At 65.1% G+C, this 19,502-nt stretch carries 20 protein-coding genes; 9 read left to right on the top strand and 11 right to left on the bottom strand.

Features of this window, described 5'->3' with window-relative positions; genetic code table 11:
• Positions 1–49: 49 nt before the first annotated feature.
• From ftsH to Q7T26_04420, 5 genes are all read right to left on the bottom strand, one after another.
• Positions 50–2,050, bottom strand: a complete 2,001-nt coding sequence (ftsH, locus tag Q7T26_04440) for an ATP-dependent zinc metalloprotease FtsH (GenBank protein MDO8531405.1) — start codon at positions 2,048–2,050, stop codon at positions 50–52.
• 330 nt (positions 2,051–2,380) lie between these two features.
• Positions 2,381–2,557, bottom strand: a complete 177-nt coding sequence (locus Q7T26_04435) for a hypothetical protein (protein ID MDO8531404.1) — start codon at positions 2,555–2,557, stop codon at positions 2,381–2,383.
• A gap of 17 nt (positions 2,558–2,574) precedes the next feature.
• A complete protein-coding gene (gene leuB, locus Q7T26_04430) occupies positions 2,575–3,684 on the bottom strand; it encodes a 3-isopropylmalate dehydrogenase (GenBank protein MDO8531403.1) in 1,110 nt (369 codons plus the stop codon).
• Between the two features lie 102 nt (positions 3,685–3,786).
• A complete protein-coding gene (locus tag Q7T26_04425) occupies positions 3,787–4,440 on the bottom strand; it encodes a hypothetical protein (GenBank protein MDO8531402.1) in 654 nt (217 codons plus the stop codon).
• A 282-nt stretch (positions 4,441–4,722) separates the two neighbouring features.
• Entirely contained in the window at positions 4,723–5,496 is a 774-nt protein-coding gene (locus Q7T26_04420; protein MDO8531401.1) for an aldolase/citrate lyase family protein, read from the bottom strand.
• Between the two features lie 295 nt (positions 5,497–5,791).
• Here Q7T26_04420 and Q7T26_04415 point away from each other — a divergent pair, with 295 nt between their 5' ends.
• From Q7T26_04415 to Q7T26_04405, 3 genes are read left to right on the top strand one after another with little or no spacing between them, the layout of a single operon-like run.
• Positions 5,792–5,968, top strand: coding sequence for a hypothetical protein (locus tag Q7T26_04415; protein MDO8531400.1), 177 nt, complete (start codon positions 5,792–5,794; stop codon positions 5,966–5,968).
• 2 nt (positions 5,969–5,970) lie between these two features.
• Positions 5,971–7,146 (top strand): site-specific DNA-methyltransferase, encoded by a 1,176-nt coding sequence (locus tag Q7T26_04410; protein ID MDO8531399.1) that lies wholly within the window; start codon positions 5,971–5,973, stop codon positions 7,144–7,146.
• Positions 7,143–7,994 (top strand): NotI family restriction endonuclease, encoded by an 852-nt coding sequence (locus Q7T26_04405; GenBank protein ID MDO8531398.1) that lies wholly within the window; start codon positions 7,143–7,145, stop codon positions 7,992–7,994. The genes Q7T26_04410 and Q7T26_04405 overlap by 4 nt, the downstream gene beginning before the upstream one ends.
• Before the next feature lie 55 nt (positions 7,995–8,049).
• On the opposite strand, the gene Q7T26_04400 is transcribed toward Q7T26_04405, so the two are convergent.
• From Q7T26_04400 to Q7T26_04385, 4 genes are all read right to left on the bottom strand, one after another.
• Complete coding sequence (locus tag Q7T26_04400) at positions 8,050–8,805, bottom strand: hypothetical protein (protein ID MDO8531397.1); 756 nt, start codon at positions 8,803–8,805, stop codon at positions 8,050–8,052.
• A gap of 282 nt (positions 8,806–9,087) precedes the next feature.
• Positions 9,088–10,710: a chaperonin GroEL gene (gene groL / locus Q7T26_04395; protein ID MDO8531396.1), complete on the bottom strand. Its 1,623-nt coding sequence runs from the start codon at positions 10,708–10,710 to the stop codon at positions 9,088–9,090.
• 21 nt (positions 10,711–10,731) lie between these two features.
• On the bottom strand, positions 10,732–11,037 hold the full coding sequence (locus Q7T26_04390) for a co-chaperone GroES (protein ID MDO8531395.1): 306 nt from the start codon (positions 11,035–11,037) through the stop codon (positions 10,732–10,734).
• A gap of 690 nt (positions 11,038–11,727) precedes the next feature.
• Positions 11,728–12,795 (bottom strand): RelA/SpoT domain-containing protein, encoded by a 1,068-nt coding sequence (locus tag Q7T26_04385; protein MDO8531394.1) that lies wholly within the window; start codon positions 12,793–12,795, stop codon positions 11,728–11,730.
• A gap of 119 nt (positions 12,796–12,914) precedes the next feature.
• On the opposite strand from Q7T26_04385, the gene Q7T26_04380 reads away from it, so the two are divergent.
• The 6 genes from Q7T26_04380 to chrA all read left to right on the top strand — a co-directional run bounded on the left by Q7T26_04380 (position 12,915) and on the right by chrA (position 18,246).
• Positions 12,915–13,178 carry a helix-turn-helix domain-containing protein gene (locus Q7T26_04380; protein ID MDO8531393.1) on the top strand — a complete coding sequence of 88 codons (264 nt, stop codon included), beginning with the start codon at positions 12,915–12,917 and terminating at the stop codon, positions 13,176–13,178.
• 235 nt (positions 13,179–13,413) lie between these two features.
• Complete coding sequence (locus tag Q7T26_04375; protein ID MDO8531392.1) at positions 13,414–14,754, top strand: DUF2851 family protein; 1,341 nt, start codon at positions 13,414–13,416, stop codon at positions 14,752–14,754.
• Positions 14,755–14,833: 79 nt separating this feature from the next.
• A complete protein-coding gene (locus Q7T26_04370) occupies positions 14,834–15,415 on the top strand; it encodes a cob(I)yrinic acid a,c-diamide adenosyltransferase (GenBank protein ID MDO8531391.1) in 582 nt (193 codons plus the stop codon).
• Positions 15,412–16,044 (top strand): imidazole glycerol phosphate synthase subunit HisH, encoded by a 633-nt coding sequence (hisH, locus tag Q7T26_04365; protein MDO8531390.1) that lies wholly within the window; start codon positions 15,412–15,414, stop codon positions 16,042–16,044. The genes Q7T26_04370 and hisH overlap by 4 nt, the downstream gene beginning before the upstream one ends.
• Before the next feature lie 140 nt (positions 16,045–16,184).
• Complete coding sequence (gene hisA, locus Q7T26_04360) at positions 16,185–16,913, top strand: 1-(5-phosphoribosyl)-5-[(5-phosphoribosylamino)methylideneamino]imidazole-4-carboxamide isomerase (GenBank protein ID MDO8531389.1); 729 nt, start codon at positions 16,185–16,187, stop codon at positions 16,911–16,913.
• A 133-nt stretch (positions 16,914–17,046) separates the two neighbouring features.
• Positions 17,047–18,246, top strand: coding sequence for a chromate efflux transporter (gene chrA, locus Q7T26_04355; GenBank protein ID MDO8531388.1), 1,200 nt, complete (start codon positions 17,047–17,049; stop codon positions 18,244–18,246).
• A 323-nt stretch (positions 18,247–18,569) separates the two neighbouring features.
• Here chrA and yqeK read toward each other — a convergent pair whose 3' ends face one another.
• Together yqeK and Q7T26_04345 are read right to left on the bottom strand one after the other, a co-directional pair.
• Entirely contained in the window at positions 18,570–19,178 is a 609-nt protein-coding gene (yqeK, locus tag Q7T26_04350; GenBank protein ID MDO8531387.1) for a bis(5'-nucleosyl)-tetraphosphatase (symmetrical) YqeK, read from the bottom strand.
• Between the two features lie 190 nt (positions 19,179–19,368).
• Positions 19,369–19,502, bottom strand: a 134-nt coding sequence (locus Q7T26_04345) for a DDE transposase (GenBank protein ID MDO8531386.1), incomplete at its 5' end; no start/stop codon positions are given.

Here is a 19,502-nt window from a genome sequence, read left to right as displayed (position 1 = left end):
ACCCTGGCAGGGTGGGCCTTCTGTTATGTGTGATGGATGAAGCCGGGGATCAGGTGGCGGGCTGGCCGCTGGGCGCGGGCATGCCCGCGGGCCCGGAGCGGCCCGGCTGAGGGGGCGCCGGCGGCGCCGCGGGCGTCGCCTCGGGGGCCGCGCTCTTGGGGCGGGCCTCCGCGCCGTCGCTGGGAGCAGCGGGCTTCTCCCACCTGCGCGGGGTCTTGTAGTCGTTGGGCAGAGGGGGCGCCTCGGAGTTGAACAGCACGTCCAGCGCGTCGGCCTCAATGGTCTCCTCCGTCACCAGCCGCAGCGCAAGCTGGACCAGCTTAGCCTTGTTGGCGGTGAGGATGTCCGTGGCCTTCTGATAGGCCTCCTGGATGAGCCGCTCCACCTCGGAGTCAATGACCTCGGCCACTTTGTCCGAATAGTCGCGCTGCTCGGAAATCTCCCTGCCCAGGAAGACCAGCTCCTCCTTGCGTCCGAAGGTGCGCGGGCCGAGCTTCTCGCTCATGCCGTACTGGGTGACCATCTGGCGGGCCAGGCGCGTGGCGTGCTCCAGGTCGTTGGACGCGCCCGTGGTCGTCTCGTCGAAGATAAGCTGCTCGGAGCGGCGACCCCCCAGGGCGACGGCCAGCATGGCCTCGAACTGGAGCTTGGTCATCAGCGTCCGGTCCTCCTGCGGAAGCAGGCGGGTGTAGCCGCCCATCGTGCCGCGCGCCACGATGCTGACCTTGTGCACCATGTCGGCGATGGGCTGCATGCGCGCCACAAGGGCGTGGCCGGCCTCGTGGAAGGCGGTGATCTCCTTCTCGCGCACGCTGATGACCCGGCTCCTGCGCTGCGGCCCCGCGACCACGCGGTCAACGGCCTCGGCGAACTCCTCTGCGCCAATCAGCTTCTTGTTCCGGCGGGCCGCCAGGATGGCCGCCTCGTTCACCAGGTTCGCCAGGTCCGCGCCGCTGAAGCCGGCCGTCTCCTTGCCGATGGTCAACAGATTCACATCGGGGCCGAGCGGCTTGCCCTTGACGTGCACTTCCAGGATCTGCTTGCGCCCGTTGATGGAGGGCAGGTCCAGGACCACCCGGCGGTCGAACCGGCCGGGCCGCAGCAGGGCGGGGTCAAGGATGTCCGGCCGGTTGGTGGCCGCGACGACGATGACATTTGTGGTGTTGTCGAAACCGTCCATCTCCACGAGTATCTGGTTGAGCGTTTGCTCGCGCTCATCGTGGCCGCCGCCCAGGCCCGCGCCGCGATGCCGTCCCACGGCGTCAATCTCATCAATGAAGATGATGCAGGGCGCGTTGCGCTTGGCCTGGTCGAACAGGTCGCGGACGCGGGCCGCGCCCACGCCCACGAACATTTCGACGAACTCGGAGCCGCTGATGGAGAAGAAGGGCACGCCGGCCTCTCCGGCCACGGCGCGGGCAAGGAGGGTCTTGCCGGTGCCCGGCGGGCCGACCAGCAGGACGCCCTTGGGGATACGCGCTCCCAGTGCGGCGAACTTCTCGGGGAACTTCAGGAATTCCACCACCTCCTGAAGCTCCTGTTTGGACTCCTCCACGCCGGCCACGTCGTTGAACGTGACGGTGGGCTTGTTGCCCACGAACATCCGTGCGCGGCTGCGGCCGAAGTTGAGGGCCTGGGAGTTGCCGCCCTGCGCCTGGCGCATCATGAACAGGAGGAGCGCCCCGAAGATGATGATGGGCAGGAAGTTCAGGAGGAACGAGAGGATGCCGCCCCACTGGCTCTGGTCCTTGATGGAGACCCGCATGCCGTCGGCCCCCAGCTTCACGCCGCCGCGCTGCAGCGTGTCCACAAAGCTGGCGCCCGACTCCTTGCGGGAGCTCAGGCGTTCACCGGTCTTGGTGGTGACGAGCAGGATGTCTCCCTGTATCTCCAGCTTGTCTATCTGCCCCTTGTTGGCCATGTCAATGACGGTGCTGAGGTCGGCGTCCTTGGCCCCGTAGGAGGGCTGGAACAAGGTGAAGAAGATGGCCACGATGGCCACCAGTATGAGCAGATAAATGAAGCTATTGCGCAGCCACTTGGATCCCATATCAACTAGACCTCACGGAAACGGGGACGGAAAAACTCCACGTCGGTAAACCTGCTGCCTCCCCGTGAACGCCATTTCATTATACCAACAGCAATACGCGCATGCAAAATTGCGTATCCGTCCGGCCTTGAGCCCGTGACGTGGCGCACTACTTGGAACCTGTCCAGCCTTGCACGAAAAGGCCTCTTGGGAAGCTATTGTCACCCTTCGCTTCGCTCAGGGTTTTCGTCAGTTTATATCCAGGCGTAGATTCCGAGTCCTTCCCGGGAAGGACGAAGGACTCATCATGAGCGGCGAGCGCAAGAGTGCTCCCGGTTTCCGGATAGGCTCTTAGCGGGGCCGGGGCACGGTCAGCACCATGAGGATGACGCCAAGCGCCCCGCCGGCCAGTGTGCCGACGGCGACGAAGGGCCACGGCGAGAGGCCGGTGAACGCCCAGTAGACCGCGTTCACCGCCGCCACCAGAGCGAGCGACTGGAGGGAGGTCCAGGCCAGGTCGGCCAGCATGCCTCCACCCCCTTGCCTTACCCCGAACGCAGCGCCGTCTCCGCCTTCTCCGCCAGCAGGCCGCCCATCTCCCGCGTGGTGAGCGCGCGGACGCCCGGCGTCGCGATGTCCGACGTCCGGTGGCCCGCCGCCAGCGCCTCCTCCACCGCGCGTTCCACCGCGTCCGCCTCGCGGGGCAGGCCCAGGGAGAGACGCAGGAGCATGGCGACGCTCAGCACCGTGGCGATGGGGTTCGCCTTGCCCTGCCCGGCGATGTCCGGCGCGCTGCCGTGAATGGGTTCGTACAGGCCGAAGGCCCGCGCGCCGGGCTTGGGCACGCCCGCCAGGCTGGCGGAGGGCAGCATGCCCATCGAGCCCGCCAACACCGCCGCCTCGTCCGTCAGGATGTCGCCGAACATGTTCTCGGTGACGATGACGTCGAACTGGGCGGGCCGCCGCACGAGCTGCATCGCGGCGGAGTCCACCAGCAGGTGATCGAGATGCACGTCCGGGTACTCCTTCGCCAGCTCCAGGGCGATCTCCCGCCACAGCCGCGAGGACTCCAGGACGTTGGCCTTGTCCACGGAGGTCAGCTTCCTGCGGCGCAGGCGGGCCAACTGGAAGCCCACGTGCAGGATGCGCGTGACCTCCTTCTCGGAGTAGGCCAGGGAGTCAATGGCCTTGCGCCCGGACGCGACCCGCCAGCGGCGCTTGGGTTTGCCGAAGTAGAGGCCGCCGGTCAGCTCCCGGATGACCACCAGGTCCACGCCACGGAGCACGTCCGGCTTCAGCGGCGTGGCGTCCACGAGTTGGGGGTACACCTTCACGGGCCGGATGTTGGCGTAGAGCCCCAGCCCCTTGCGGAGTCCCAGGATGGCGTCCTCAGGCCGAACGGAGGCCAGGGGGTCGTCCCACTTGGGGCCGCCCACCGCGCCGAACAGCACGGAGTCGCAGGCGCGGCACATCGCCAGCGTCTCCGGGCGGAGGGCCACGCCATGCTTGTCTATGGCGCAGCCGCCCACGTCGTCGTGGCGATAGGTGAAGCGATGGCCGGAGGCGCGCCCGACCGCGTCCAGCACCCTGGTCCCTTCGGCGATGACCTCCGGGCCGATGCCGTCGCCGGGCAGCACCGCGAGAGTGAAGTCCATAGGCGATCCCTCAAACGATGCCTGAGAGCGCCGCTCCCAGACCCGGTGGTGTCTCGGCGGACTAGTCTAGGTCAAACGCAGCGGAGGCGCAAGGGCGCGTCCCTACGCCTCCAGGACTCCGTGAGGGTCGCGCCCCTCGATGACCTTCCGATGGTTCGGAAGGATGCGCTTCTTGTAGATGGCCTCCAGCTTGTCCAGCAGGGAGTGCGGGTCCGGGTCGTAGCAGACGACTGCGCTGGTCGCTTTGTGCATGAATTTGATGATGGTCTCCAGGTGGTCGGTGATGCCGCCGGTGTTCTGCAGCACGCCGATGACCTTCCCCTCGTCGTAGGCGATGGCGAATTCGCCCAGCGTGCCGGAGCGCCCTCCCGCGAACACGATCACGTCGCAGGAGCGGATGTTCTCGATCTCGCGTCCCATGAGTCCGCTGCCGGTGAAGATGATGGCGTCGTAGCCCGCCGTCGGCGACTGGTACTTCACCACGTGCTCCTCGAAGTTGAGCGCGGGCGAGACGCCGACGACGATGCCGCCGAGGGACTTCGCGCCCTTGACCGCCTCCTGGGGCACGCCCGGACAGGCGCCGGTGATGAGCACGTACCGCCGCCGGGCGATCTCCTCGCCCAGGGCGCGGACCCTGGCGCAGACGTCCTCCGCGATGTGTCCGCCCGCCGAGCCCATCACGCCCACGACCATGCGGGGGATGGGGGAGAGCGGCGGGTCAGCGGCGGCCGTGGCGCGGGGACTCGACTTTTTCATCGTCCATCCAGTATAGCCCAGCGCGGGGGCCGTCTCCACGTCATTCCGATGTACTTATGGACACGGCAAAGCACAAAGGGAGCGTCCCTTCGTCGCTCCGGCTTTCGCCGGAGCCCAGGGACACAAGCTCGCCCGCAACGGGCACGCTGGATTCCGGCCTCCGCCGGAATGACGGTGGTGAACCAGCGAGCTTCTTGCAGCATTTCTTCACAATCACTCGGGACGGACGACAATGATCGCCCACATTAAGACGCGATTGCCCTGCGTCGGCCCGGGCCGCTCCTACGGCGCGCCCAGGACCGCCTTGCGCCAGTCTGCGCGACGAGCGCGACTGGCCTGAAAGAAGATACTGCCTTCGTTGCCGCAGCAGACCCATCGAGCGCCCGCCTCGACCCAGTGACGCGCGTCGTCCTTGTCCGTGGGGTTGATTCCAAAGACGATGCCCTGCTCCTTGCAGAGTCGCAGAGCCTTGCGGGCGCCCTCCAGAACGGCCGGGTGGGCCTTGTCGCCCCCGTAGCCCATAGACATCGCCAGGTCCACCAGCCCGACCCAGACCGCGTCCACACCGGGCGTCTTCACGATCTGCTCGATGTTCTGAATGCCCTCCCGGCCCTCGACGAGCACCATCAGCAGGCTGTCCCTGTTGGTCCGCTCGCGGAAGGTGGGCCAGTCCTCGGCGGTGTAACCCGATGCGCGAACCGCGGGGCACGTGCCCCGCGTGCCCGCGGGCGCGTAGCGAACGGCCTCCGCGGCCTGCCGGGCCGCCGCGGGCGTGTCCACATGGGGAACGATAATGTTCTCCACGCCCAGGTCCATCGCCTTCATGATGAGCACCGGGTCGTTGGTCGGGACGCGCACCATGGGCGGTATGCCCACCGCTTCGGCGGCCCGAATCTGCTGGAGAAGCGTCTCGTAGCTGGCGGGGCCGTGCTCCGTGTCAAGGATGACGAAGTCCCATCCCGACCGCCCGTAGATCTCAACGATATCCGGGCAAGGAATCCGCGAGAGCACGCCCAGCGCCGCCCGTTCCTGCATGGTCTTTTTCAGCTTGTTCATGCCGGCCTCCTTCACACGTATAGCATCAGAGACATCCTCGAACGGGGTCTCTCCTAATGCGTGATTCTACACCACATGCCGCCGGAGAGTTGCGGCCTGCCCGCCCTTTTTCGCGTTCGGGCCGTCCCCCTCGTTCCCCCTTGACACGCCGCAGGCACGGGGTATAGTGACGGCATAGAGGGTGCCGGAGGGGAAGCGCCGGATGGCTGCTCGCGACGAGGACAGACAGTGGCCGCTGGCAAAGAGCTTCCTTTCAGTCGTGCCCGTAGGTCGGCAACCAACATTCGGGGGTGCTTTGAAAAACGTAGAGTTCTCAGTCAAGGGCAACACCCTCACCATCACGGTTGACCTGAGCAAGGAGTTCGGCCCGTCCGCGTCGGGCAAGACCATCATCATCGCGTCCACCGAGGGGAACTCCTCGTTGCCTGGCCGCAGTGAGGTAGTTGGCCTGAACGTGTATCGAAAGAAGTAATAATGGCCATGCCTGACAATGTCCTGTACTACGGCGACAACCTTGACGTGCCGGCGCAACACGTCAAGGTTGAGGAGGTAAAACTGCCTCCAGGCGAACGCCCAAGGAATTTAGACTCAATAGTTCCGAATAACTACAGGGAAGCGCTTGAGCAGTATCTGGACGAAGCGCGAATCAACCCCCTCTTGTTGTTAGGGGATGCCTGCGCAGTGCTTCGAGAGATACCCGACTCGTGCATCGACTTCGCGATGACCTCACCTCCCTATTGGGGAAAACGACAGTACGAAAACGGCGGCATAGGACTCGAAAACGACTACCGCGACTTCGTCCGCCACCTCGCCGACATCTTCCTTGAACTGAAGCGCGTCCTCAAGCCGACTGGTTCCTTCTGGCTCAATGTAGGCGACAGCTACGACGAAAAGAACCTAGTCGGAATCCCGTGGCGCGTCGCCTTTGCACTGACCGACAACCAGGGCTGGATTCTCCGCAACAGTGTTATCTGGAACAAGGTTAAGAGCGGGATGGACAACACGAAGGACCGCCTCGGCAATGTCCACGAAATCGTCTTCCACTTCGTCAAACAGCCGAGAGGCTACTACTACGACGCCGACGCGATCCGCTCGAAGCCGCGCGAGGCGAAAGTCGTAAACGGTGCGATTGTCTCCGCAACTGGTGTTTCAGGTGTCCGCTATAAGCGCCAGATCGAATTATCTACCGCACTGTCCGAAGAAGAGAAAACCGCTGCGTATAAAGCACTCAATCAGATGTTCGCTGACCTCGCGGCTGGGCGTGTTTCCGACTTCCGCATGATAATACGCGGTCAACAGCGTGTGACGCACTCAGACAGTGAAAAGGTCTCCGGTCGCGCTAAGGAGTTGCGTGACAAGGGTTTCTACTTCCTGCGATATCACCCGCATGGCAGTAAGCCGAGTGACCTATGGAACATCATTCCCGAGGATACACAGAAGAGAGAGTCTCACTTCGCACCATATCCTGTTGATCTTTGTCTCATCCCGATCCTGGCGACATGTCCGCCCGGAGGAGTTGTACTAGACCCATTCTGCGGCACAGGTACGACCCTCTATGCCGCCCGTACCCTTGGCCGCAAGTCGGTCGGCGTCGATCTTTCAAGCGAGTATCTCGAACTTACGCGAGCAAGGTGTGCCACGCTGTTATGAGTACTGTCGTCGAGCTCTTCGGGATGTCCGCCGAGAAACAAGATGAGGACTGGAACGAGATCGTTCAGGAGCAGCAGTGCCCTTTCCTGGGAAAGAGATGTTACAAAGTCAGGAAAAGTGATCCGAATACATCTATTGGCTCGTGTACTGTTCTCTACGGACGACCGCCTGAGCCTATAATCATTTGCCCCACCCGCCTGATGCAGCGCCGTCAGATCTTCACCGACTGTTTCCACCTCCTGACAACCCATGAGCCGGGAAACGAGCTACACATCGTCCCCGAGGTCTCGGTTCCGGGCGGAAGCGTGGACTACTTCCTGGTCTCCGCCAAAGGGGGAAAGGTGAAGGATTTTGTCGGGATCGAGCTTCAGACTCTGGACACGACCGGCACTGTATGGCCGGAACGTCAACGACTCCTGAAGAAACTCAGCGTTCCGCGAAACGATAACGCGGAGGAATCAGATAAGCCATACGGCATGAATTGGAAGATGACAGCAAAGACGATTCTGGTTCAGATGCACCACAAGATTCAGACATTCGAGCACGTTCATAAGAAGCTCGTCCTAGTTATCCAAGACAAACTTCTCGCCTATATGAATCGGGAGTTCAACTTTGCGCATCTCAAGAATCCGGCCTTAATTGGTGACTCGATGCACCTTCACGCCTATCGCATGGACAAGCAGCCCGACAGATCTTTTAAGCTGATTATGCTGTCCCGGCTGAGCACGGACGCCGATGGAATCGGGACATGTCTAGGACTTCAAGCCGAGGCGAGGGTGGAAGTTGAACAGATTCTGCAGGCACTCCAAGCAAAGCTGTCTCCAACCACTCTTTTTGTTCCAGTGTGAGTGTGTCACAAGGAAACCCTTGCGGAGCACGCGCATAACCAAAGGCTTGCCCGCCTCACTCCCTCCGTGACCCCCTGAGGGCGCAGTCGCCGCTCCGTCGCGCGTGGCGGCAGATGTCCGCCAGGCAGCAGCCCGCGCAGCGGGGCATGCTCTTCACGCAGGACTCTTTCCCGTGCCGCACCAGCAGCGCGTGGTACTCGTTGAACAGCGGAGCGGAGGGCGGCAGGCGCTCCATGAACAGCGCCTGGTGCGCGGCGTAGCTGTCCTCGCGGGGGCGCACGCCCAGTCGGGCGAGGATGCGCCGAGTGTAGGCGTCAATCACGAAGGAGGGCTTGCCCGCGGCGTACAGGATGATGGAGTCCGCGGTCTCCTCGCCGACGCCGTACAGGCCGAGCAGCTCCGCCCGCAGCGCCGCCACGTCCTGGTCGAAGAGCCTGTCCAGCGAGTCGCCGTAGCGCTCGCCGAGATGCAGGCAGACGGCCTGGAGCTTGGCCGCCTTGGCGTTGAAGTAGCCCGCGGAGCGAATGATGACCGCCAGCCGGTCGCGCGGCGCCTCCCGGATGGCCCGCGGCGAGAGCATGCCCTCCTCTTTCAGCCGCTTGATGGCCCTCTCCACGTTGGTCCACGCGGCCGCCTGCGTGAGGATGGCCCCCACGATCACCTCGAAGGGCGTCTCCGCGGGCCACCAGCGCTGCGGCCCGTAGGCCCCGCGCAGGCGGCGGAAGACCTCCCGCAGCTTCCCGGCGGCGACGTCGCGCCGAAGAGACGCGGGCCTCTTGCCTGGCCTTCCGACGATGGGCTGGACACGCATATCGCACCTGCCGTCCAGCGATTATAGCAGCACGGGGATGCGCGTCCGGGCGGAAAAAGAACGAGGCCCCGGCGTTATACCGGGGCCTCGTGTCCGTCCGCGGATGCCCTTCCGTGGAAGGGCGGTCCGGCAGGCTAGGTTTTGTTGACCTTCCCGCTCACCCTGAGCTTGTCGAAGGGCGAGTGGGGGATGTTCCCTTCCCGCTCATGGTTCGACAGAGCCTGCCCTGAGCATAGCCGAAGGGCTCACCACGAGCGGGAAAATACCAATTGTCAACAGAGCCTAGTAGTCCATGGGAGGGCCACCGGCGGACATGCCCGACTTCTTCTCCTCCGGGATGTCGGTGATCAGCGCCTCGGTGGTCAGGATCATGGCCGCCACGCTGGCCGCGTTCTCCAGCCCGGAGCGGGTGACCTTGGCGGGGTCAATGATGCCCCGCTCGATCATATCGCCCCACTGGTCAACGGCGGCGTCGTAGCCCCAACCCTTCTTCTTGCTCTTCTTGATCATGTCCACGATGACGGAGCCTTCCTTGCCCGCGTTGCGGGCGATAAGCTTGAGAGGCTCCTCCACCGCCTTGCGGACGATGTTGACGCCCACCATGACGTCGGCATCCTCGTCCTTGATCTTGTCCAGGACGGGCAGCGCGTTCAGGAGACAGACGCCGCCGCCAGCGACGATGCCCTCTTCCACAGCGGCGCGGGTGGCTGACAGGGCGTCCTCCACCCGGTTCTTCTTCTCCTTCAGCTCCACCTCGGTGGCCGCGCCGACCTTGATGACGGCGACGCCGCCGGCCATCTTGGCGAGCCGCTCCTGCAGCTTCTCGCGGTCGAAGTCGGACGTGGTCTCGTCAATCTGGGCCTTGATCTGCTTGATGCGCGCCTTGATGGCGTCCTCGGCGCCCTTGCCCTCAACAATGGTCGTATCGTCCTTGTTGGACACGACCTTGCGGGCGCGGCCCAGGTCCGTCACGGTGATGGACTCCAGCTTGCGGCCCACCTCTTCGCTGATGACCTTGCCGCCTGTAAGGATGGCAATGTCCTCCAGCATGGCCTTGCGGCGGTCGCCGAAGCCGGGGGCCTTGACGGCCAGGCAGTTCAGGGTGCCGCGGAGTTTGTTGACCACCAGAGTGGCCAGCGCCTCGCCATCCACGTCCTCGGCGACGATGACGAGGCTCTTGGAGATCTGGAGCAGCCGCTCCAGGGGAGGCAGGATGTCAGAGACGGCGGAGATCTTCTTGTCGGTAATCAGGATGTAGGGGTCCTCGATCACCGTCTCCATGCGGTCGGCATTGGTGATGAAGTACGGGCTGATATAGCCGCGGTCCATCTGCATACCTTCGACGTACTCGACCTCGTACTTGGTGCCCTTGGACTCCTCGACGGTGATGACGCCGTCCTTGCCCACCTTTTCCATGACCTCGGCGATGAGCTTGCCGATCTCCTCCTCGTGGGCGGAGAGGGTGGCCACCTGGGCGATCTGCTCCTTGCCCTTGACGGGGGTGGAGCTCTTCTTGATCTCGTCCTTGAGGGACGCGACGGCCAGCTCGATGCCATGCTTAAGGGACATGGGGTTGGAGCCGGCGGCGACGTTCCTGAAACCCTCGGTCACGATGGCCTGGGCCAGGACAGTGGCGGTGGTGGTGCCGTCGCCCGCGGCGTCGTTGGTCTTGGAGGCGGCCTCCTTCAAGAGCTGGGCGCCCATGTTCTCAAAGGGGTCCTTGAGCTCGATCTCCTTGGCGATGGTGACGCCGTCGCTGCAGACCTGCGGCGGGCCGAACTTCTTGTCCAGGACCACGTTGCGCCCCTTGGGGCCCAGCGTGACCTTCACCGCTTCGGCCAGGCGGTCAATGCCCCGCTTCAGAGCGGCGCGTGACTCGTCGGAATAGGCTAACTGCTTGGGCATGTCTCCTCCTTTCGTAAAAGGCTAGGCCACCTTGGCCAGAATATCCGCTTCCTTCAGGATGATGTACTCCTGGCCGTCCTCCTTGATCTCGGAGCCGGCGTACTTGGCGTAAATGACCTTGTCCCCCACCTTGACCTCCAGGGGAATGCGCTTCCCGTCCTCCCAGCGGCCGGGGCCGACGGCGATGATCTCGCCCTCCACGGGCTTCTCCTTGGCGATGTCGGGGATGACGAGGCCGCTCTTGGTCATCTCATCCTTGACGGAGGGCTTGACGACCACCCTGTCACTGAGCGGGTTGAATTTGCGCGGCGTCGTTGGTTTTGGCATACGTAACCTCCTTCCCTGCAGTCTGCGAGTCTTGTGCGATGGGTGTGGTTAGCACTCGGCGCGTTGGAGCGCCAAAAGACATATTAGCACTTTCCGCGTCCGAGTGCCAGACGCCTGTGGTCTCCGTTCATGCTGGAGTTGGCGGCGGTGCGGGGGCAGCGGCACGGGGAAAGACCCTGCGTTCTCGCGCGGACGCGCTGTCTTGCGCGTTTCCCGCGTATCTCGCGGGGCGTTGCCTCTCCGGCACACGCCCTGGTCCGCCAGCGGATGGCCTCACCCCCTCGGTCCCCCTCTCCGTGGCGACGGAGAGGGGGAGGAGAGAGAAAGACGGGGGACACCCCCGTGCCCCCGTTCCTTCGGCTTCGCTCAGAGCTTGCCCTGAGCCTTCCGAAGGGACGGGCTACGGGGCAACGCCCCTCCGGACTCCTCCGAAAGCACGGCTCTGTGCGCTGGCTCCTGGCGTCATGGGCGGGAGTTTCGCCCCACCCCCTTGTAGCCCGAGGCAAAGGCGATGGCAAAGATTCAGCTTGCCGGGTTCCGCTGTGAACGCTGCGGGCATACTTGGGCACCAAGGGATACGACTCAGGAGCCGAGGGTATGCCCCAAGTGCAAAAGCCCGTATTGGAACATTCCGAAGAGGCGTGGAGCAGCTAAGTGACGCCTTCTTATAGGGACCTTAGCAGCTTTGCGTTAGGGGTGATCCGCCGTCCTTAACGCCCGCTCGACTTCTCTGACAAACCTATGCGTATCCATGAAGTAGCTTGGATATGCGTTCCGCAAAGCCGTCAGAGAATCTACTGAGACAAGCACGGCATCTTGTCTAGGTTTCTTCACATTTTCCCGCTCAGTCTTATTCAGGTCTTCAAATGCACGTTCCAATTCACTAGCCCGGTACGCCCTAATCGTGATTCCCGAAGCCACAGGGTCAACAGAGAGCAAGAAGAACCGAGCTCTCCGCAATTGTGGATTGGCAAATGTTGCTTTTAACATGGAGCCGTAAGCACGCAAACGGTAGATAACGTTTAACTGCTGCACCAGTTCTCTCAATTCTTTTAACAGATCATCTTTGCTTGAGGGTGTTCCAGGCACAGGGGGTGTACCCTCCCGTAGAGCAATCTCTGTGCCCATCAGGGCGAAGAACCGTTTCCATTCGTCACTGCCACGATTTGCCTTCAGTGCTTGGTCTGTGAATGTGCCTACGGTTTCAACAGCAGTTGCCCAAGCATGCTGAGCGTGAGATCGGAATTGCATCTCGATCTTCAACCTATTCCATGTAGGTACATCATCGCTGGAATAGCTGTATATCAAATGGTAACTCCGATATCCCGTCTTCTTGGGTTTGTTAATATAATCATCCTCATCAATGAGTTGGTGGCGTATTCTACTCACCTTATATTCGGCTACCAGCTTCCTGACTTGGCTCACTGATCTAACAACCGCACGACAACCACCTATATCCTGCATCTCCGAGAGTTGGAGCCACGGCATGCGCGTTAGCTTGTCTCGAATAGCACGCAAGCGTTTTATTCGCTGGGACACGAGTGCTTGCTGATCTACTCCGACAGCTTTCCGTCTCAGAGTCGTTTGGAAAGTATTAAGAGGGAAGGCATGTGCGACTCGCCACGCATTCACTAAGGTTAGCGCATTATGGCGGGCCCGCCAGTAATGTAATTTAAGGGGATGCTTGAGACGCTGAATCACAAATTGGCCCGCAGCGTCTACTGCGGTTCTATCCGAAGGCGGCTTGGGAAAGGCCATAACAGGGAACATATTAGTTCCAAGGACTAGCCGAGTCAACTACATTCATCGACGGGCTTTCCATAACATTCTGCAAGACGCTACTTGACGCCGTACACGTTTCCGTGTAAACTGTCGCCATGACGAAGCGGAGGGGCAAGTACCAAGCGGCCTGGGACGCGCCCCGCGTGCGTGCGCTGCGCAGCCGCATGCGGCTGACGCAGCAGCAGATGGCCGACGAGCTCGGCACGCGCCAGCAGACGGTCAGCGAGTGGGAGACAGGCCTCTACCGCCCGCGCGGCGCCTCGGCCACCCTGCTCGGCATCATCGCGGAGCGGGCGGGGTTCACGTACGAGGTCACGGGCGAGACGGAGACGCCGGAGGACGACGCTCCTACGCCCTAGCCCCGAAACCCGCTCGGTATTCCTTACGGAAAGGATATCTCCCACACGCGATTACGCGCTCCCGCCTTGAGGGAAACAGCCGATGGGAGATTCCTCGCTGCCTCGGAATGACAGCCAGAACAGGGTGCAGGGAACGCGGTTCCCTGCCGGAGGGTTCGGGAGGTGTCCTCCCGAATCTCCGCTCTATCTCTTCCCCCTCTCCGCCGGAGAGGGGGACCGAGGGGGTGAGGCGCGCATGACCACGCGGACCATCCCGCCGGGCGTGACGGAGGCGCTGGTGGCCGCGGTCTGGCGGCACCAGCTCGTGCGCCCGGACGCGCTCCGCGCCACCGGCGGGCGGCGCGTGCAGGTGGTCTACCCCGGCCGGGACGGCCCCGGCGCGGGGCCGGACTTCGTTGGCGCGCTGGTCGCGCTGGAGGGCGAGGGCCTGCTCTCCGGCGACGTGGAGGTGCACCTGCGCTCCGCCGACTGGTCGGCGCACGGCCACGGCCGCGACCCGGCGTACGACGGCGTCGTGCTGCACGTGGCGCTGGAGGACGGCGCGGGATACGACACGCGCACGTCCTCCGGGCGGTCTGTGCCCACGCTCCCCCTCGTGGACGCCCTGTCCGTCTCCCTGGACTACCTGCTGCTGGAAGGCCCGCCGACGGCGCCCCCGGGCGAGCCCTGCGCCGGATGCATCATGGGCCGGAGCGCGGAGGAGATGGGCCGCGCCCTGGACCGGGCGGGCGACGCGCGCTTCCGCGCGAAGGCGGCGCGCTGCGCGGCGGCCATCGCGTGCGTTGGGCCGGGCCAGGCGCTGTACGAGGGCGTGCTGACCGCGCTGGGTTACACCGAAAACGCCGCGGCGCTGGCGGAGGTGGCGCAGCGCATGCCTCTTGCATCCCTTCAGGGGCTTGCACAGGGCGGCCCGCGCGACGAGCGCGTCCCGGCCATCGAGGCGCTGCTCCTGGGCGCGGCGGGCCTGCTGCCATCGCAGCGGGGGCTGGCCCTCGATGGCGAAGACGCCGACTACGCCGCCCGGCTGGAGAATGTCTGGCGCGAGCGGGGGCCGAAGGACACCCGCCAGCCGGTGCCGCTGCGTCTCTTCCGGGTGCGACCGGAGAACCATCCGGCGCGCCGACTGGCGGCAGCCGCGCGCCTGGTGGAGCGCCACCTGTCGCCGGGGCTGGCGCTGGCCCTTCGGCACGCGGCCCTGGCCCCGGAGCTGAGCGCCGCCACGGTCGCGCTGGACGCGGCGCTGCGCGTGCCCGCAGAGGGGTACTTCGCGACGCGGTACGACATGGGCCGCCCGCTGGAGGGCAGGCCCGCGCTCGTCGGGCCGGAGCGCGCGGGCGTGGCGCTGGTGAACGCGGCGCTGCCGTTCCTCGCGGCGTGGGGCGACCTCATCAGGGACAGACCGCTGGAGGAGCGCGCGTGGGAGCTCTTCCGGAGCTATCCGGGCCGGGAGGACAACCGCGTGCTGCGGCGCATGGCCCTCCGCCGGGGCCTGGCGGACGTGCCGCTGACCACGGCGCGCAGACGGCAGGGGCTGCTGCACCTGGCGAAGGGCGGCTGCTGCGCCCGGTGCCCGTGACGATTTACGGACGCGGCGCTAGGGGCCGGATAGCGGGGCGGGTGTATAATCAATACATTCTGTTTCGCTGACGGGGCCCATGAAGAAGGTCAAGGTCTACACCCGCACCGGCGACAGGGGCGATACGGGCCTTCTGTACGGCGGGCGCGTGCCCAAGTCCGACCCCCGCGTGGAGGCCTACGGCACCATTGACGAGGCGGTCTCCGCCCTGGGTCTGGGCCGCGCGCTCTGCGCTCAACAGAACGTCAAAGACATCATCCACGCGTTGCAGCGAGAGTTGTTCACCGTGGGCGGCGAGATGGCGACCGCCGACGAGAAGTACGACACGTTCGTTCAGCACTTCGGCGGCGTGACCAAGGCGATGGTGGACAAGCTGGAGGCGACCATCGCGGAGTTGGAGCGCGAGGTGGAGATGCCGCGCGTCTTCATCATGCCGGGCGACACCGCCGCCTCCGGCGCGCTGGACCTGGCGCGGGCCATCATCCGCCGCGCCGAGCGCCGGGCGGTGTCCCTGCAGGAGGCGGGCCTGACCCGCAACCCGGAGATCGTCCGCTACCTGAACCGCCTGTCGTCGCTGGTCTATCTCCTGGCGCGCTACGAGGACATGAAGGCCGGGGCGACCCTTCCACGGAAGGGCGCGACGAAGGCGACCGCCCTATGAGCGCATTCGACCTGGCGATTATTGACTACGGCGCGGGCAACCTGCGCAGCGTGGCCAAGGCCTTCGAGAAGCTGGGCCGGACGCCCCACGTCACCAGCAGTCCCGCCGACGTGCTGCGCGCCGACGCCGTCGTCCTGCCGGGCGTGGGCGCCGCCTCCGACGCCATGCGCAACCTCACCGGCCTGGGCCTGGCGGACGCGGTCCGCCGCGTGGTGGCGGAGGACAGGCCGTTCTTCGGCGTGTGCCTGGGCCTGCAGGTGCTGTTCGCCTCCACGGAGGAGGGCGGCGCCGAATGCCTGGGAATCCTGCCCGGTCGGGTTGTAAAGCTTCCGGAGGGCCTGAAGGTGCCCCACATGGGCTGGAACCAGGTGCGCCAGACGCGCCCGCACCCCCTCTTCGACGGCGTGCCGGACAACGCCTACTTCTACTTCGTGCACAGCTACTACGCCTCGCCGGAGGACGGGGGGCTGGTCATCGGCGCCACGGACTACGGCGTCCAGGTGCCCAGCGCCATCGGGCGCGGCATGCTCGTGGCGACCCAGTTCCACCCGGAGAAGAGCGGCGACATGGGCCTGCGCCTGTACGCCAACTTCCTCGCCATGGCCCAGCGCAAGGCGGCGCGCGTCTGATGTGGTGTCCCCGAAAAAAGCATCTCGATACCCGTCATTCCGGACCTGATCCGGAATCCAGTCGGGGAGCCTGTGGAACTTGGATTCCGGCTTTCGCCGGAATGACGATCCGTCAACGACTTTCAGGGACAGGACGCTAGATGGACATCATCCCCGCCATAGACCTCCGAGGCGGACAGTGCGTCCGCCTCTACCAGGGGGACTTCGCCCGGGAGACGGTCTTCCCCGACGACCCCGTGGAGGCGGCCCGCCGCTGGGAGAGCGCGGGGGCGAAACGCCTGCACGTCGTGGACCTGGACGGCGCGCGGTCCGGCACGCCGGCGAACCTGCCCCAAATTGAGGCCATCATCAAGGCCGTCCGCGCCCACGTCCAGGTGGGCGGCGGCATCCGGACGCTGGAGACCATTGAGCGGCTGCTGGAGATGGGCGCGCGCCGCGTGATCCTGGGCACCCGGGCTATCGAAGACCCCGCGCTCCTGGACGAGGCGTGCCAGCGCCACGGCTCCGCCGTCGTCGTGAGCATTGACGCCCGGAGGGGCATGGTCACGGTCCGGGGCTGGCAGGAGGCGCTGCCGGTGACCGCCCTGGACCTGGCGCGCGGCCTGGTGCGACTGGGCGTGCAACGGCTCGTGTACACCGACATCGGACGCGACGGCACGCTGGAGGGGCCTAACCTGGTGGACATCGCCGAGATCGTGCGGCAGGTGCCGGTGCCGGTCATCGCGTCCGGCGGCGTCGGCGCGCTGGATGACATCCGCCGCCTGGCGGAGTTGGGCGTGGAGAGCGTCATTATCGGCAAGGCGCTCTATACGGGCGCAGTGGACCTGGCTCAGGCCATCGCCACGGCCCGCCACATGGCGCGGAGCTAGGCCCGCCGAACGTCTCAGGAATGCGAGGGTTGCCGGACCCCGCGGGCCGCTGCTGATGTCGTCAGGGAGATGCGGGAGCGACGCCATTCGCCACCGAGTGGAAGCGCGAATGGGGCCGCTGAGAGGCTGATACGTGGAGCAGCAGTCCTCGCGCGGCTCGTTTCTTGAAGTCCTGACGGCGTTCACCCGGCTGGGGCTGACGTCGTTCGGTGGCCCCATCGCTCACCTCGGCTACTTTCGCGACGAGTACGTAGAGCGGCGCAAGTGGCTCGACGAGCACACCTACGCCGATCTGGTGGCCCTGTGCCAGTTCCTCCCCGGCCCCGCGAGCAGCCAGGTGGGGATTGCGATTGGCATCAAGCGCGCGGGTCTTCTCGGGGGCCTGGCCGCATGGCTCGGGTTCACGCTTCCCTCCGCCGCGGCGCTCATCCTCTTCGCCTACGGCGTCGCGGCCGTGGGCGGCGTGGCCGACGCGGGCTGGCTGCACGGACTGAAGACCGTGGCGGTGGCGGTCGTGGCGCTGGCCGTCTGGGGCATGGCGAAGACCCTGTGCCCGGACAGCCCGCGGGCCTCTCTGGCCATCGTCGCGGCCATCGCCACGCTGGCGTGGCCGACGGCTGTCGGGCAGGTCGCCGTCATCGCCGTGGCGGGGATAGTCGGGTGGCGTCTGCTGCAAAAAGACCAGGCCGAGTCAGGGCCCACGCAGAGGTTTCCTGTCGGTCGCGGCGTGGCGGTCTTCTGCCTTGTCCTCTTCGGCGCGCTCCTGGTGGGCCTGCCGCTGCTGAGGCAGGTGGTGGACAGCGAGCCTCTTCGTGTGTTCGACGGCTTCTTCCGGGCCGGCTCGCTGGTGTTCGGCGGCGGCCACGTGGTGCTGCCCCTGCTTCAGGCCGAGGTCGTCCCGCCGGGATGGGTGACCAACGAGGAGTTCATCGCGGGCTACGGCGCGGCCCAGGCCGTGCCCGGACCGCTGTTCACATTCGCGGCCTACCTGGGCACGATGCTTCACGGCGCCCCGACCGGCTGGGCTGGCGGCATCTTCGCGCTCGTCGCCATTTTCCTGCCCGCGTTTCTCCTCGTCGTCGGGGCGCTGCCCTTCTGGGACCGCCTGCGCGTCATGGGCGGGTTCAGTGGGGCCATGCGCGGAATAAACGCGGCGGTGGTGGGGCTGCTCATGGCGGCGCTCTACAACCCCGTCTGGACCAGCGCGGTCCGCGGGCCTGGGGACTTGGCGCTGGCGCTCGCGGCCTTCGCCCTGCTCGCCTTCTGGAGATGGCCTCCGTGGCTGGTGGTCATTCTCTCGGCCCTGGGCGGACAGCTCCTTGCGCTCATATGAGCACGACGAGGGCGCGGGCGGTTGCGGCGCACAGGGTCCAGTGTCCTGTCCCTGAAGTACGCATGCTAATTTATCCATGAGAAGCTGTTCGAGGACACGCCTCTGGCCACGTACCGTCTTTCCGGCCAAAAGCTTGCCCCGTACCCGATACGGGGCCGGAAACCAGCGTCGCTCGTTCGTCATTCCGGCGTATGCCGGAATCCAGCGTTCCCCGCGTTTCTCTGGATACCGGCTTCCGCCGGTATGACATGAACTAGGGAACGCATTGCCAAAACAGGGCCGCAGGGCGGCCCGCTGGCGGGGCCAGGCCCGCGTTTGGGGGCCTACTCCTCCCCCGTCACCGCGTTCCGCGCCAGCAGCAGGCTATTCCGCGTCGCCACCATCAGCGGGTGCACCGCCGCGCCCGCGTCCACAAGCCGCCGCAGCTCGCCGGTGAGCCAGTCCAGGAGCGCCCCGTCCAGGTCGACGGACGCCTTCTCCCGCACCTGTCCGTTGAACGGGTAGCGCCTGTCCTTGTGCGGGTCGAGTTTGTCCGCCAGGAAGAGCAGTTTGTCCAGCGGGGCCATGCTCTCCCGCCCGAACGTGTGCACCCATACGGCGTCCAGCACGCGCGGGTCGCGGACGTCCCATTCGCGGCGCAGCGTCTCCGCGCCGACGGGGCCGTGGAGAAGCACGGGCATCCGCTCGTCGAGCGGGCTGACCGGAATGCCGTAGTCGCGCGCGCGCCGCAGCATCTCCGCGCGCGGCAGGTGGCGCGCCACGTCGTGAAGCAGGGCGGCGGCCTCCGCCAGCGCGGGGTCCAGGCCTCCGGCATGCCGGAGCGCCAGCCCGACGGCGACCGTGGCGACGCGCTCGCAGTGGTCGCAGAGGCCGCGCGGAAGCTCCCGCGCGAGGCGGGAGCGGATGGCGTCGAGGTCGTAGGTGAATGGCATGCGCAATTTACAACATCAGTGAAACTATTCAGACTGGTGCCATGCCGCCTATCCGACGCGGCTTCCCAAATCCGGTGAGGTATACATGGTCTATATCAGAGTACTCTGAATTGTTAATATCTTGAAACGAGTTGGCGATTGCGTCCGGCGTGGCTGCGATATACCCTTTTTCTATAATAACCATAGGTGATTAGGTAAGGTTTGGCACAAAATCGCAGAGGTACTGAACTAACCGAGGGAAGATGTCCTCCTGGCGATGATTGTAGCGGAACTCCAGTTCCTTGAGGTACAAAGGGAAGCGTTGGGGAGACACCCCATGATGCT

This window comes from Dehalococcoidia bacterium (assembly GCA_030648205.1).
In the GTDB taxonomy this organism is placed as follows: Bacteria; Chloroflexota; Dehalococcoidia; order JAUSIH01; family JAUSIH01; genus JAUSIH01.
Note: the sequence above shows the minus strand (reverse complement) of the source record. Positions and strands in the feature narration are given on the sequence as shown.